Source organism: uncultured Negativibacillus sp. (genome assembly GCF_944388365.1).
Classification (GTDB): Bacteria; Bacillota; Clostridia; order Oscillospirales; family Ruminococcaceae; genus Negativibacillus.
Map to the genome: position 1 here is coordinate 1 of NZ_CALXIN010000051.1, position 13708 is coordinate 13708.

Annotated in this window: 13 protein-coding genes, 1 other RNA gene and 1 pseudogene; 9 read left to right on the forward strand and 6 right to left on the reverse strand. The window is 50.7% G+C overall.

Going from position 1 to position 13708, the window contains the following annotated elements; all coding sequences use genetic code 11:
• The coding region (locus tag Q0L39_RS07680; protein WP_296628087.1) for a DapH/DapD/GlmU-related protein at positions 1-326 on the forward strand (326 nt) is incomplete at its 5' end.
• A 73-nt stretch (positions 327-399) separates the two neighbouring features.
• Here Q0L39_RS07680 and Q0L39_RS07685 read toward each other — a convergent pair.
• The 4 genes from Q0L39_RS07685 to Q0L39_RS07700 all read right to left on the reverse strand — a co-directional run bounded on the left by Q0L39_RS07685 (position 400) and on the right by Q0L39_RS07700 (position 5787).
• A complete protein-coding gene (locus Q0L39_RS07685; protein WP_296628089.1) occupies positions 400-2232 on the reverse strand; it encodes an ABC transporter ATP-binding protein in 1833 nt (610 codons plus the stop codon).
• Positions 2232-4421 (reverse strand): ABC transporter ATP-binding protein, encoded by a 2190-nt coding sequence (locus Q0L39_RS07690; protein ID WP_296628091.1) that lies wholly within the window; start codon positions 4419-4421, stop codon positions 2232-2234. Before Q0L39_RS07690 ends, Q0L39_RS07685 begins: the two co-directional genes overlap by 1 nt.
• 110 nt (positions 4422-4531) lie before the next feature.
• Positions 4532-5014, reverse strand: coding sequence for a MarR family transcriptional regulator (locus Q0L39_RS07695; protein ID WP_296628093.1), 483 nt, complete (start codon positions 5012-5014; stop codon positions 4532-4534).
• 182 nt (positions 5015-5196) lie between these two features.
• Positions 5197-5787 (reverse strand): methyltransferase domain-containing protein, encoded by a 591-nt coding sequence (locus tag Q0L39_RS07700; RefSeq protein WP_296628096.1) that lies wholly within the window; start codon positions 5785-5787, stop codon positions 5197-5199.
• A 205-nt stretch (positions 5788-5992) separates the two neighbouring features.
• On the opposite strand from Q0L39_RS07700, the gene ffs reads away from it, so the two are divergent.
• From ffs to Q0L39_RS07740, 8 genes are all read left to right on the forward strand, one after another.
• An RNA gene (gene ffs / locus Q0L39_RS07705) (signal recognition particle sRNA small type) lies at positions 5993-6091 on the forward strand.
• 77 nt (positions 6092-6168) lie between these two features.
• Positions 6169-7794, forward strand: a complete 1626-nt coding sequence (gene dnaX / locus Q0L39_RS07710) for a DNA polymerase III subunit gamma/tau (protein WP_296628098.1) — start codon at positions 6169-6171, stop codon at positions 7792-7794.
• 93 nt (positions 7795-7887) lie between these two features.
• A complete protein-coding gene (locus tag Q0L39_RS07715; protein WP_296628100.1) occupies positions 7888-8235 on the forward strand; it encodes a YbaB/EbfC family nucleoid-associated protein in 348 nt (115 codons plus the stop codon).
• Between the two features lie 3 nt (positions 8236-8238).
• On the forward strand, positions 8239-8838 hold the full coding sequence (gene recR / locus Q0L39_RS07720; RefSeq protein ID WP_296628102.1) for a recombination mediator RecR: 600 nt from the start codon (positions 8239-8241) through the stop codon (positions 8836-8838).
• A gap of 266 nt (positions 8839-9104) precedes the next feature.
• Positions 9105-9941, forward strand: a complete 837-nt coding sequence (locus Q0L39_RS07725) for a transporter substrate-binding domain-containing protein (RefSeq protein ID WP_296628104.1) — start codon at positions 9105-9107, stop codon at positions 9939-9941.
• A gap of 40 nt (positions 9942-9981) precedes the next feature.
• Positions 9982-10662, forward strand: a complete 681-nt coding sequence (locus Q0L39_RS07730; protein WP_296628109.1) for an amino acid ABC transporter permease — start codon at positions 9982-9984, stop codon at positions 10660-10662.
• A gap of 10 nt (positions 10663-10672) precedes the next feature.
• Positions 10673-11398: an amino acid ABC transporter ATP-binding protein gene (locus tag Q0L39_RS07735; RefSeq protein ID WP_296628110.1), complete on the forward strand. Its 726-nt coding sequence runs from the start codon at positions 10673-10675 to the stop codon at positions 11396-11398.
• Between the two features lie 73 nt (positions 11399-11471).
• Positions 11472-12923, forward strand: a complete 1452-nt coding sequence (locus Q0L39_RS07740; RefSeq protein ID WP_296628105.1) for a M20 family metallopeptidase — start codon at positions 11472-11474, stop codon at positions 12921-12923.
• A 107-nt stretch (positions 12924-13030) separates the two neighbouring features.
• Here Q0L39_RS07740 and bcp read toward each other — a convergent pair whose 3' ends face one another.
• Both bcp and Q0L39_RS07750 read right to left on the reverse strand, forming a co-directional pair.
• The gene (gene bcp, locus Q0L39_RS07745) at positions 13031-13495 is read right to left on the reverse strand and encodes a thioredoxin-dependent thiol peroxidase (RefSeq protein ID WP_296628107.1); all 465 of its coding nucleotides are present in this window, start codon (positions 13493-13495) and stop codon (positions 13031-13033) included.
• Between the two features lie 21 nt (positions 13496-13516).
• Positions 13517-13708 (reverse strand): annotated as a pseudogene (locus Q0L39_RS07750) (arsenate reductase ArsC); the annotation flags it as partial.

A 13708-nucleotide genomic window follows, 5' to 3' on the forward strand; every position in this document is an offset into this window, starting at 1 on the left:
CCTTTCTGGACGACAACCGCATTGTCATCGGCAACAATGCGCTGATTGCACCCAACGTACAGATCTATACCGCCTTTCACCCGACCAATGCTGCCGACCGGTTCGGCGCTCCCAGAGAGGATGGCTCCTTTGCCTTCTGCCGTACCCAGACGGCACCGGTCATCATCGGAAACAATGTCTGGATCGGCGGCGGCGCCATTCTGCTGCCTGGTGTCACCATCGGCGACAATGTTGTCATCGGTGCAGGCAGCGTCGTCACCCACGATATTCCCGCAAACAAGGTTGCCTTTGGCAATCCCTGCCGTGTCGTTCGGGATAACCTTTAAATTTCAAGAGAAGACGCAAAGAAGGAGAACAGCTTGTCGGCTGTTCTCCTTCTTTTATGCTTTGAGAGCTTTGTTATTCCTCGTTTACGTTTGCAAACTGGCTGCGGTACAGTTCTGCGTAGAATCCGCCCTTTGCCAGCAGTTCCTGATGGTTTCCGGTTTCGACGATGTCGCCGTCCTTCATAACCAGGATGATATCGGCATCGCGGATGGTGGACAGACGGTGCGCAATGATAAAGCTGGTGCGGCCTTCGGTCAGTTTATCCATCGCCCGCTGAATCAGAATCTCGGTTCGGGTATCGACGCTGGAGGTTGCCTCATCCAGAATCAGAATCTTCGGATTAGAGATGATGGTTCTTGCGATGGTCAACAGCTGTTTCTGACCCTGGCTGACGTTGCTGGCTTCCTCGTTGAGGATGGTGTCGTAGCCATGCGGCAGAGTGCGGACAAAGTGATCGACCTGCGCCGCCTTGGCTGCCGCTACAACTTCCTCATCGGTTGCATCCAGACGGCCGAAACGGATATTTTCACGGATGGTGTCGTTATAAAGCCAGGTATCCTGCAATACCATACCGAAGCTGTCGCGCAGGTTCTTGCGGGTAAACTGCTTGACGTCGTAGCCGTTGAGCAGGATTGCTCCCTGGCTGACGTCGTAGAAGCGCATCAGCAGCTTGACCATGGTGGTCTTGCCGGCACCGGTCGGGCCTACGATTGCCACCTTGGTTCCTGGCTGAATGATCGCAGAAAAATCGTTGATGATGGTCTTTTCCGGCACATATCCAAAGTGAACATGTGCAAAGTAGACCGATCCGTCGATGACCTCTGCCGGCAGCGAGTTTTTAGGGTCTGCCGGTTCCTCCTGTTCCTCCAAGAATGCAAACACACGCTCCGCTGCTGCGGCAGTCTGCTGAAGGACGTTGGAGATGTTGGCAATCTGGGTGATCGGCTGGGTGAACTGACGTACATACTGGGTAAATGCCTGAATATCACCGACGGTAATCGTACCATTCAGGCTCAAAAATCCGCCCAGTACACAGATGCCCACATAGCCCAGGTTGCTGACAAAGTTCATCAGAGGCATCATCATGCCGGAGAAAAACTGGCTCTTCCATGCGGCATGATACAGGTTTTCGTTGAGTGTTTTGAAGGTGTCGATGCTTTCCTGCTGGCCGTTGAATGCGGTAACAACGACGTGTCCGCCGTACATTTCTTCGACGTGACCGTTGACGTGGCCCAGATATTCCTGCTGCTTGCGGAAGAACGGCTGGCTGTTTTTAACAACGATGCTGACAATGATGACACTCAGCGGCAGGATGCACAGAGCCACCAGCGTCATCGCCGGACTGATGGACAGCATCATGCACAGTACACCGATCATCATGGTGATATTGGTGACGATCTGCGACAGGCTCTGGTTGAGTGTCTGGGTGATGGTATCGACATCGTTGGTAATGCGGCTCAAAACCTCGCCGTTTGGCACGCGGTCAAAATAGGCCAGCGGCATCCGGTCGATCTTTTCGCTGATGTCCTTGCGCATCGAATAGCTCAGCTTGGTCGCTACGCCCGACATGATCCAGCCCTGTACATAGGAAAGCAGCGCGCTGATGATATACAGACACAGCAAAAACAGCAGAATCTGTGCAATCGCATCAAAATCAATGCTGCCGGTACCGGTCAGCATTGCGATCAAGCCTTCGAACAGCTTGGTGGTCGCCTGTCCCAGTACCTTTGGTCCAAAGATGGAGAATACCGTGCTGGCTGCTGCACATACCAGCACCAGGATAATACTTGGAAGGAATTTTTTCAGATAGGTGAGCAGCTTACCCATCGTTCCTTTGAAGTCCTTGGCTTTTTCGCCAGGCATCATTCCATGAGGTCCACGACCTCCTACTCTTGGTCCTGCCATTATGCCAATTCCTCCTTTGAAAGCTGACTTTCTGCAATCTCACGGTAGGTGCTGCAGTTTTTCAGCAGATCCTGATGTTTGCCAATGCCTACAATTCTGCCTTCATCCAGCACAACGATCTGTTCTGCCTGCATGATGGTGGAAATACGCTGCGCCACGATAAAGACGGTGGAATTCTCGGTGTAGGTTTTCAGTGCTTTTCTCAGCTTAGCGTCGGTCTTAAAGTCGAGTGCCGAGAAGGTATCGTCAAAGATATAGATTGGCGCCTTCTTAACCAATGCTCTTGCAATGGACAGTCGCTGACGCTGACCGCCCGAAACGTTGGTACCACCCTGGCTGATCTCGGTGTCAAAGCCTTTTTCCAGCTCGCTGATAAACTCGGTGGCCTGCGCTACCTCCGCGCTCTTTTCCAACTCCTCCATCGGCGCATTTTCGTCGCCATAGCGCAGGTTGGAGGCGATAGTGCCGCTGAACAGCAGACCCTTCTGCGGAACATAGCCGATGTTGTCGCGCAGTTCCTGCTGATTCAGTTCCCGCACATCAATTCCGTCGATGGTGATGCTTCCCTTGGTCGCATCATAAAAACGCGGAATCAGGTTAATCAACGTGGACTTGCCGGAACCGGTCGAACCGATAAAGGCTGTTGTTTCACCTGGACGCGCAGTAAAGCTGATATTTTCCAGAACATCGGCATCTGCACCGTCATAGCGGAACGAAACGTTTTTAAACTCAACCAGTCCTTTGACCTTGCCGTCAAAGTGACGCGGCTGTGACGGATCATCTACTTTGTTCTTGGTCTCGAGAATCTCACTGATACGGTCAGCGGATACAGAAGCTCTCGGCACCATGATAAACATCATACTGATAAACAGGAAGCTCATGATAACGTGCATTGCATACTGGATAAACGCCATCATGTCGCCGACCTGAAGGTTGCTCTCGGCAATCTGCTTGCCGCCAAACCAAACGATCAGCAGCGAGATACCGTTCATGACAAACATCATGGCAGGCATCATCGTTGCCATTGCACGGTTGACAAACAGAGTGTTGCTGGTCAAATCCTTGTTGGCTTTGTCAAAACGCTGCTGCATAAAGCTCTGGTTTGCAAAGGCGCGCACAACCATGATGCCGGAGAGTTCCTCACGGCTGACCAGGTTGAGCTTATCAATCAGGCTCTGCATCTTCTTAAATCTTGGCAGCGCAACACTGAACAGGGTAACAATCAGGCCCAGCATAACAATCAGTGCCAGTGCCAGCACCCATGCCAGGCTGACACAGGTGGACAGACCCATGATGATACCGCCGATACCCATGATCGGTGCAAAGCACATCATGCGCAGACCCATGCTCAAAAAGTTCTGAATCTGGGTAATATCGTTGGTCGAACGGGTAATCAAGCTGGCGGTGGAGAACTGGTCCATCTCGCTGTTATTAAAATAGGTAACTTTGGTGAAAACATCGCGGCGAAGATCGCGGCCGACGCCAGCGCCCATTCTTGCCAGACAGAAGCCTGCGCCGATGGCACAGCAGGTCAGCAGAACGGTCAGACCCAGCATCTTCAGTCCGTCTTTGATGATGTAGTTTGTCTGGATCGCATCGGTGTCCGCACCCAGCTTCTGATAAAAGCTCTTGACCATCACCGGACCGGTCTGGGAAATCATGCTTTCCGGTGTGACTGCTGCTTCGTCGATCGCATCCTGAATCATCTGCATTCCTTCCGGCTGCATCATCAAGGTCGACAGATTGGAGAGAACCTCCTGCATATCTCCGCTGCCTTCCTGCTGGGCATTGACTTCCTCCACCAGGCTGACCAGCGCATAAGAAGCGCGGGAAAACGCACCGTTAATTCCTTCGGCTGGATGCTCGATCAGAGCATAGTCCCCTGCCTTGAGGTTTGGATAGGTCTTTTGAAGCTCGGTCAGCTGCTCACCCTCTTCCAGCTGGATATAGGTTCCATTGACGGCCTGACGGTCCTCCTCGGACATAAACATCTGCATCATCGCCATGCTCTGCTGGTCGATTGCCTCCGGTGCAGACTGGGTAATGCCGCCCTGCTGCAAACCGACGTTGACAATATCGCTCATGTAGTTTGGCAGCGTCAGTTCCAGCATTGCCTGCCCGAACAAAAAGGCAATCGCTCCCAGCAACAGTGCGATATATGGCTTTAAATATCGCTTGAGTTTCAGCATTGTTTTGATTCCTCCTGCTTTCTTTGTTTTATGCCGACAAGTCTTCCCATCTCGTCGGCTCCCCATCCTTCCACGGGGAATTTGTCAGTGGCCAGGTTCTGTTTTGGCTGCTAACTTTCAGACTTATCTGCCGATTGTTCCATGATGCCTGCCAGTTTTTCCAGCACCCGAAACATCGTCTGGGTGTCCTCCTGGCCCATCTGTTCCATAATGGATTCTAGCTTCTGCGCCATCAGATGACAAGAATTTTGCAGCAGCTTTTCTCCTGCATCGGTCAAACAGATCCAGGTGGTCCGCTTGTCCTTGAGGTCGGGTGAACGCTGTACATAGCCCATCGACTCCAGCTTGCTGATGCGCTGGCTGACTGCCGGCATGCTCTGTCCCAACTTGGAGGAAAGTTCCGACAGGGTCATCGGTTCACACGGCTTCTGCTCCTCCCCTTGGTGATGTTCTGCCACGCCATGTCGCAGCATCATCAGGGTGTTAAACTGAGATTTGCTCATCTCCTGCATCGGCGTAATCTCCATCCACGCCCTGCGCATCCGATCCATCACCCGAAACATCTGCATGGAACGGCTTAGTTCGTTGTTCATTATTTCCTCCTTTTCTGCAATTATTTAATTAAAATAATTATTGTGGTTAACTATTTTCTTTGTCCATTGTAAGCCCTATCAAAGCTCTTGTCAACATGTATGAAAAGAGTTCATATTTTTTTAACAAGAGGCAAAAACATCCGAAACGCAAGAACAAAACGTCTAAAAAACATGGCACAAATTCAACACTTTTCCTGATTTCCGGCAAAGGAGTCTGTCTGCGATAAAATCAGCCGCACAAAATGCCGCTCACCCACCGGATACTCCTTTACTGAAAGCAGCTGGTATCCTGCATCCAGGTAATCCTGCCGGTCGATCAGATCCCGTGGCTGTATGGAAGGATTGTCCGGCGAACATTCTGCAAAACCATTGATCCACAAAATTCCATCCTGCTCCAGATGTTCCTTCAGCCGTTCCGCCGTTTTGGATAACAGCCGATAATGGTTGCACAAAATCACGTCGTACCTTCCCAGCTGCTCCAAACCTTCGGGAGAGGAGAGATCCATCTGTTTTGTGGAGATATGCAATCTCTCCTGTGCTGCAAAGCCTTTCAGACGTTCCAAACCGGACGAACTGAAATCCACCGCCGTGACCTGAAAACCCTGTCCGGCAAGGTACAGTGCATTCCTTCCGTCTCCACAGGCAAGATCCAGCACCGTGTGTTTGCCTGCAAACAGAGAAAGTTCCTCGGTCAAAAGCTGTTCGGGCGGCAGCTGCCCTGTTCTCAGGCAAAATTTTTGATCCCAGTATTGTTGATTTCCCATATACTCCATCGAAACTTCCTCCATTTTTCCTTTATATACCTTTTTATTCTACCATCATATCCCCTTTATGCTTTATTTATCAATAGAATTTATAAAAATCTTCTTGCCTTTTTATAAATTCTATTGTATAATATAAAAGCATGATTTAATAATACCGCTCATTCGTGTGGCAGGGCTGTACCTTCAGGTCAAACGTGTTTTTTATCATGCGGAGATGTTGGTCCTGTGCGACAGGGCTCCATGAACCATGTCAGGCGGGGAACCGAGCAGCATTAAGTGGCAGTTTCTGTGCGCCGCAGGTAACCTGCATTTCCGCATGATAAAGGATATGTTTTTCAGATTTGGTGCACCCTGCCTTTTTTGTCAGGCAGGTTCGGAAGGAAGGATGGAATGTATCAGGCTTTATACAGAAAATACCGTCCCCAAAATTTCGATGACGTCGTCGGACAGGAACACATCACCGAAACATTAAAGCAGGAAATTGCCAGCGGCAGGGTCGGACATGCGTATCTGTTCACCGGTTCCCGCGGCACCGGCAAAACCACCTGCTCCAAAATTATCGCCAAGGCGGTCAACTGCCCCAATCAGCACGACGGCAATCCCTGCGGCGTCTGCGACGTCTGCAAAGGAATTGACGACGGTTCGGTGCTGGATGTCACCGAAATCGACGCTGCCAGCAACAACGGTGTAGACAACATCCGTCAGCTACGCGAGGAAGCAAACTTCACTCCGGCGGTCGCCAAATACAGGGTGTACATCATCGACGAGACTCACATGCTCAGCGTCGGCGCCTTCAATGCGCTGCTCAAGATCATGGAGGAACCGCCGGAACATGTCATTTTTATTCTGGCAACCACCGAGGTACACAAAATTCCCGCAACCATTCTCTCCCGCTGTCAGCGGTTTGACTTTCGGCGCATCAGTCCGCAGGTCATCGCTGAGCGGGTCAAATATGTCTGCTCGCAGGAGCAGATCGAAATTGACGAGGACGCTGCCCAGCTGATCGCCCGTCTGGCGGAAGGCGGCATGCGCGATGCACTGTCGCTGCTGGACGTCTGCCGCAGCAATGCTCGCGGCGGTGATGACGAACCCGAACACATCACCCTTTCCCACGTTCGGACAAGCGCCGGTCTTGCCGTTTCCGATTCTCTCTTTACCATCGCCGACGCTGTATTAAAACAGGATATTCCGGCGATATTAAAGGAAATCGACGCCATGTATGCAAACTCGATCGACTTTGAAAAGATGTGCGTTCAGCTGATCTCCCACTATCGTGGACTGATGATGGCAAAGGCACTCAAATCGCCTGCGGACTTTGTCCCAGGACTGGCGCAGGACACCGAAGCTCTGACCGAACAGGCGTCCCGCTACTCGATGGCACAGATTTTGTACTCGCTCACCGTGCTGCAGGACACGTTGTCACGGATGAATAAGACCTCCCAGACCAGAACCGAGCTGGAGATGGCAGTCATCAAGCTGACCAATCCCTCGCTGGATCGTTCGGTCGATGCGATTCTGGCGCGGCTGTCCCGCCTGGAAAATCAGCTAAAAAACGGCGTGATTCCTGTTGCGGCAGCTCCGGCAAAGCAAAAGGAAGCTGTACAGACGGTTTCTGCTCCCAAAGTGGCAGCCGAATCGCCGGCAGCAGCTGCACCAGTGGAAACAGCACCTCCTTCCAAAAAAGAGGTGGAAGCTTTTCCAGAATGGCCCAAGGTATTGCAGGCACTTTTGCACTCCAACACTGCTCTGCACGGTGCCCTGGTCAACACAGCTGCCTACCGTTATCGGGACATTGTGCTGATCGACTGCGACGATCCGTTTTTCCTGGAGATGATCCGCACCAACGAATACGCCAAAAAGTCGATTCATCAGGCGCTGATCGACGGCTCCGGACGCGACTGGCGCATCGGTCCTTTTAAAAAGGATCAATACCAAACCGCCAAAAAAGACGATCCCATGGAGGATATTCTGAATAAGGCACAGGATCTGGGCGTCGACATTTCGATTGAAAACTAATTCTTTGTCAAAAACAGCGGTGCTGTTTCTGAAGATAAATCTGATTTTTAGTTATCCATTTCGGATACACCAAAAGCATAGGAGGAACCAAAAATGAAAGCAAGACTTCCAAAAGGTATGGGCGGCGGTCCGCAGAACATGCAGTCCATGATCAAACAGGCACAGAAGATGCAGGAAGAGATGGAAAAAACCCAGGAAGAACTCAATGAAAAAGAGTACACCACCTCTGCCGGCGGCGGTATGGTAGAATGCACCATCAACGGCAAAAAGGAGATCGTTTCTCTGACCATCAAACCGGAAGCTGTTGACCCTGAGGACGTTGAGATTCTGCAGGATATGATCATCGGCGCTGTCAACGAAGCAATCCGCAAGGTAGAGGAAGTTCATTCCTCCGAGATGGAAAAGATCACCAACGGTCTTTCCCTGCCAGGCCTGTTTTAATCAATGAAGTATGATGTAATGCCGCTGACCCGCCTGATCGAACAGTTTGCCCGCCTTCCTGGCATTGGCAGAAAGACGGCCCAGCGGCTTGCCTTTTATGTACTCAATCTGCCGCAGGACAAGGCAAAGGAATTTGCCGACACCATCCTGGAGGCGCACGAAAAGATCCATCCCTGTTCGGTCTGCCAGAACCTGACCGATCAGGAAACCTGCCAGATCTGTTCCGATCCTGCCCGTGACCACAGCATCATCTGTGTGGTGGAGGGACCGCGTGACGTCATGGCGATTGAAAAGACCCGCGAATATCAGGGACTTTACCATGTGCTGCATGGACTGATCTCTCCGATGAACCAGAAGGGACCGGATGATCTGACCATCCGCCAACTGCTGCTGCGTATCCAGCAGGGCGGCGTGCAGGAGGTCATCATGGCCACCAACCCTACTGTCGAAGGGGAAACCACTGCGATGTATATTGCCCGCCTGTTAAAACCGCTGGGTGTCAAGGTGACCCGCCTTGCCTCCGGTATCCCGATGGGCGGCAATCTGGAATATGCCGATGAGGTTACCCTCTATCGTGCATTGGAAGGACGGCAGGAACTGTAAACTACAAAAAATAGCAAAGAGCGTTATCCAATTTACATTGGATAACGCTCTTTTTGTATTTATTCTTTTGTATTCGAGGAATGATTATGCATTCCATTTTTCCGATTTTCGCCCTAAATTATGGGTTTTTTATACATAATTTACAGAATAAAAATTAAAAGTTAGGTTTGTTTATGCAGTTTTACACTTTACATTTCCGAAATAAAATGTATAATAATAACATAAATTTTAATAAAAATTCACTCACCTTTGAGGAGGTCATATTGATGAAAAACTTTAAGAAACTGATGAGCACACTGTTAGGCGCTACCCTGTTGATTGGCATGTTGGGAGGATGCGGCTCCTCTCAGAGCCGTTTGGATCAGATCAAGGAAGCCGGCGTTCTGACCATGGCAACCAGCCCAGACTTTGCTCCAATGGAATTTGAAGATATCAGCAGCGGCGAAACCAAATACGTTGGTTCGGACATCGAACTTGGTAAATACATCGCTGAACAGCTGGGCGTAGAACTGGAAATCCAGGCAATGGACTTCAGCGCTGTACAGGCAGCTGTTACTTCCGGTCAGGCAGACATTGCTATCTCCGGTTTTGCAAAGACAGAGGAACGTGCTGAGAGCATGGAGCTTTCCGATTTCTATGGTATGGAAGAAAGCGATGGCAAAGGACAGGGCCTGCTGGTTCTTGCAGATCAGGTAGACAATTACACCTCTGCGGAAGATTTTTCCGGTAAACTGATCGGTGCGCAGAACGGTTCCCTGCAGTACAACCTGGTAACCTCTCAGCTGCCGGATGCTGAGGTAGAACTGATTTCCAGCCTCAACGACGGCCTGCTGATGCTTCAGACTGGCAAGATCGACGCACTGGCAGTCTCCGGTGACAACGGCGAAATGTTTGAGCAGAATTACGACTCGGTATCCATGAGCAGTTTTTACTTCGATTATCAGAGTGAAGGCAACGTTGTCGCTGCTAAAAAAGGCGAAACCGAACTGATGGAAGCAATCAACGAAATCATTGCAGATGTCAACGAGCAGGGTCTGTACCTCCAGTGGAAAGAGGAAGCAACCGAGCTTGCAAAATCTCTCGGCATCGAAGTCGATGAATAATCATTGACAAGTCGTCATTTAGGAGGAATTTTCTTTGGATATTATCAATAATATCGTGCGGATACTCGGCAAATACTGGAACCTGTTTTTAATTGGTACCGGAAATACTCTGCTGCTCAGTGCGATCACCGTTGCATTCGGTGTTCTGATCGGTTCGTTGCTTGCAGTCATGAGAATCAGCAAGCTCAAGGTAGGTAACTGCCGTCCGCTTAATCTGCTGGCTACCATCTATGTAGAGCTTATCCGCGGCACACCATTGCTGCTTCAGTTATACTTCTTCTATTTCCTGTTGCCAATGCTGATCCCAGCTTTGTCGATCAACAAAAACTTTTCCATCATTCTGGCATTGTGCTTAAACTCCGGCGCCTACGTCGCTGAGATTATCCGTGCCGGTATCAGCGCCGTCGATAAAGGACAGACCGAAGCAGCTCGCTCTCTGGGTCTGAACGGACGCCAAACCATGATGAAAGTTATCTTCCCACAGGCAATCAAAAATATTCTTCCTGCATTGTGCAACGAGTTTGTCTCTGTTATCAAGGAAACTTCGCTGGCTTCCACCTTCTTTGTCGGCGATCTGATGACACAGTACAAAACAATCAACGGTGCAACCTATCTGTCTATCGAACCACTGATTGTTGTAGGTATCATCTACTTTGTACTGACCTTTAGCCTCTCGAAGGTAATCGCCGTTCTGGAAAGGAGATTGAAGACAAGTGACTAATTCCAATCATCTGATTGAGGTAACCGATTTACATAAAAGCTTTGGAGAACTGAAGGTTCTCAAAGGCGTCAGCGAACACATCTCCAAAGGAGAGGTTGTTTCGATCATTGGCCCTTCCGGCGGCGGCAAAAGTACCTTCCTGCGCTGCCTGAACCTGCTGGAGGTACCGGACAGCGGCAAAATCCTCTTTGAAGGAGAGGACATCACCGCCAAAGGCGTCAACATCGACCTCCATCGTCAGAAGATGGGCATGGTATTCCAGCACTTCAATGTGTTCCCGCACATGACCGTTGGCGAAAACGTCACCATGGCTCCGGTTCTGCTGGGCAAGAAAAAGCAGAATGAAGCGGTCGAAATGGCAAAAGCACTGCTCAACCGCGTCGGCCTTGGCGAGAAGTACGACGAATACCCACAGCGCCTTTCCGGTGGTCAAAAACAGCGTCTTGCCATCGTTCGTGCACTGGCAATGGAACCGGACGTTATGCTGTTCGACGAGCCAACCTCCGCACTGGACCCTGAGATGGTCGGCGAGGTACTCAACGTTATCAAATCCTTGGTAAAAGACGGCATGACCACCGTTATCGTCACCCATGAGATGGGCTTTGCAAGAGAGATTTCCGACCGCGTATTCTTCATGGACGGCGGCATCCTGGCTGAAAAAGGAACACCGGACGAGATCTTCTCCCATCCGCAGAACCCAAGAACCCAGGAATTTTTGAGCAAGGTTCTCTACTAATATCCAACATCAACGGGAGAAACATCACGGTGTTTCTCCCTTCTATTCAAGTTAAGACAAAGGAGTGTTTTCTGTGGTCGACAAACAAAAATATCTCGACGTGATTGATCAGAACGCATCGGTTTTCACCGATGTTTCGGATAAAATCTGGGAATATGCCGAGCTTTCCCTGATGGAATACAAATCCGCCAAGCTCTACTGTGAGGTCCTGGAAAAAGAAGGCTTTACCGTAGAGACACCGGTCGCCGGCATTGAAACTGCTTTTAAAGCGATCTATGGCAGCGGACATCCTGTCATCGGCATTCTGGCAGAGTACGACGCACTGACCGGACTCTCCCAGGAGGGCGGCGCTACCGAGCGCAAAGAGGTCGTTCCGAACGGCTGCGGACATGGCTGCGGTCACAACATGCTGGGCGCCGGTTCGATGGCAGCAGCATTTGCCGTCAAAAAATATCTGGAAGAAACCAAAACTCCTGGCACTGTCATCTTCTACGGCTGCCCAGGTGAGGAAGGCGGAGCCTCCAAAGCATTTATGGCCCGCGACAACATCTGGCCAGAGCTGGATGCAGCACTGACCTGGCATCCAGGCAGTGTCAACCAGGTTACCTCCGGCACCTGCAACACCTGCATTCAGGTGGAGTATAAGTTCACCGGCGTTGCATCTCATGCAGCAGGCGCACCAGAACTGGGACGTTCCGCACTGGATGCCGTCGAACTGATGAACGTCGGCGTTCAGTTCCTGCGTGAACACATGCCGGACAGCGCAAGAATCCATTATGCAATCACCGATGCAGGCGGCAACTCCCCGAACGTTGTTCAGCCGCATGCACAGGTGCTGTACATGGTACGTTCCCAGCTTGCTAAGGATGCTCTGGCACTGGAAAAACGGGTCGACAAAATCGCCGAGGGCGCTGCACTGATGACCGAAACTACCATGACCAAGCGCTTCATCGACGGCTGCTCCAACACCGTTCCAAACAAGGTTCTGGAGATGCTGCTCTGGAAAAACTTCAATGAGGTCGGCGTGCCAACCTATACCGAGGAAGAAAAGGAATATGCAAAGAAGATCGTCGCTTCCTACGAGATGACAAACGATGATCTGCCTGGCGACGCCTGCGACGAGAGCGAAGAAATTGCCGCCTGGGTCGATCAGGTCAGCAAACACGGCACCATCCCGCTCAACGACTTCCTGGTACCATACCACTTCAGCACCCGTCAGCGCATGGGTTCCACCGATGTCGGCGACGTCAGCTGGCAGGTTCCAACCGCACAGATCAACGTTGTTACCTTTGCTTCCAAATCCCCTGGCCACAGCTGGCAGAACGTTTCCACCGGAAAAACCTCGATCGGCCACAAGGGTCTGCTGACCGCTGGCAAGGTCATCGCTGCCACTGCCATCGAGCTGTTTGAGAACCCACAGTACATCCAGCAGGCAAAATCGGAGTTTGAAACCCGCACAGCGGGCGGATACTACTGCCCTGTTCCAAAGGATGCTGTTCCAACCATCGTCGGCGGACAGATGTAACTTCATTTTCTCACGAAAACTTACTCCCTTTTATACAAAAGAAGGTCTGGTTTTAGATAAAACCAGACCTTCTTTTGTGCTATGAATTTTCCATATTGGAAAATATCTTATTTATTTTCCTGTAAGTATTTTAAAATCTCCGCTGCATTGGTGTCCGGCTTTACCTTCGGCATCACCTTTTCGATCATTCCCTGCTCATCAATCAGGTAGGTCGAACGGACAACGCCCATGCTCACCTTGCCGTACAGCTTCTTCTCCTGCCATACGCCGTAAGCCTGAATCGCCTGCAGCTCAGGGTCGGACAGCAGCACAAACGGCAGACCGTGCTTCTGGGCAAATTTCTGATGGGAGACTACCGAGTCCTTGCTGATGCCGATGACGACGGCACCTGCCTGCTCCAGTTCTTCATTGGCTGCGGCAAAAGCGCAGGCCTGACGGGTGCATCCTGGGGTGTTATCCTTTGGATAGAAGTAGAGCACCACCTTTTTACCCAGAAAGTCGGACAGATGGACAAGATTTCCTTCCTTGTCCGGCAATGCAAAATCGGGTGCTTTTGTATTTGGTTCCAGCATATATATTCTCCTTTTTGTAAATTAAAATTGATACTTTCCTGTTTGTATTTTATTTTTCAGTTCCTCCACCTTTTGATGGATGCTCTGGATGGTCTGCAAAAAGGAGCTGTCCTCTTTGCCGCTGGGATCTTCCAGTCCCCAGTCCTCCCGATATTTACACGGAAGAAACGGACACTGTACATTGCATCCCATCGTCACCACAATATCAATGGG

What these genes read in the sequence shown, in the direction of transcription:
- Q0L39_RS07725 (WP_296628104.1), top strand. Translation starts at nt 9,105, where the DNA reads ATGAAAAACTTTAAGAAACTGATGAGCACACTGTTAGGCGCTACCCTG.
- dnaX (WP_296628098.1), top strand. Translation starts at nt 6,169, where the DNA reads ATGTATCAGGCTTTATACAGAAAATACCGTCCCCAAAATTTCGATGAC.
- Q0L39_RS07715 (WP_296628100.1), top strand. Translation starts at nt 7,888, where the DNA reads ATGAAAGCAAGACTTCCAAAAGGTATGGGCGGCGGTCCGCAGAACATG.
- Q0L39_RS07695 (WP_296628093.1), bottom strand. Translation starts at nt 5,014, where the DNA reads ATGAACAACGAACTAAGCCGTTCCATGCAGATGTTTCGGGTGATGGAT.
- bcp (WP_296628107.1), bottom strand. Translation starts at nt 13,495, where the DNA reads ATGCTGGAACCAAATACAAAAGCACCCGATTTTGCATTGCCGGACAAG.
- Q0L39_RS07685 (WP_296628089.1), bottom strand. Translation starts at nt 2,232, where the DNA reads ATGGCAGGACCAAGAGTAGGAGGTCGTGGACCTCATGGAATGATGCCT.
- Q0L39_RS07700 (WP_296628096.1), bottom strand. Translation starts at nt 5,787, where the DNA reads ATGGAGTATATGGGAAATCAACAATACTGGGATCAAAAATTTTGCCTG.
- Q0L39_RS07690 (WP_296628091.1), bottom strand. Translation starts at nt 4,421, where the DNA reads ATGCTGAAACTCAAGCGATATTTAAAGCCATATATCGCACTGTTGCTG.
- recR (WP_296628102.1), top strand. Translation starts at nt 8,239, where the DNA reads ATGAAGTATGATGTAATGCCGCTGACCCGCCTGATCGAACAGTTTGCC.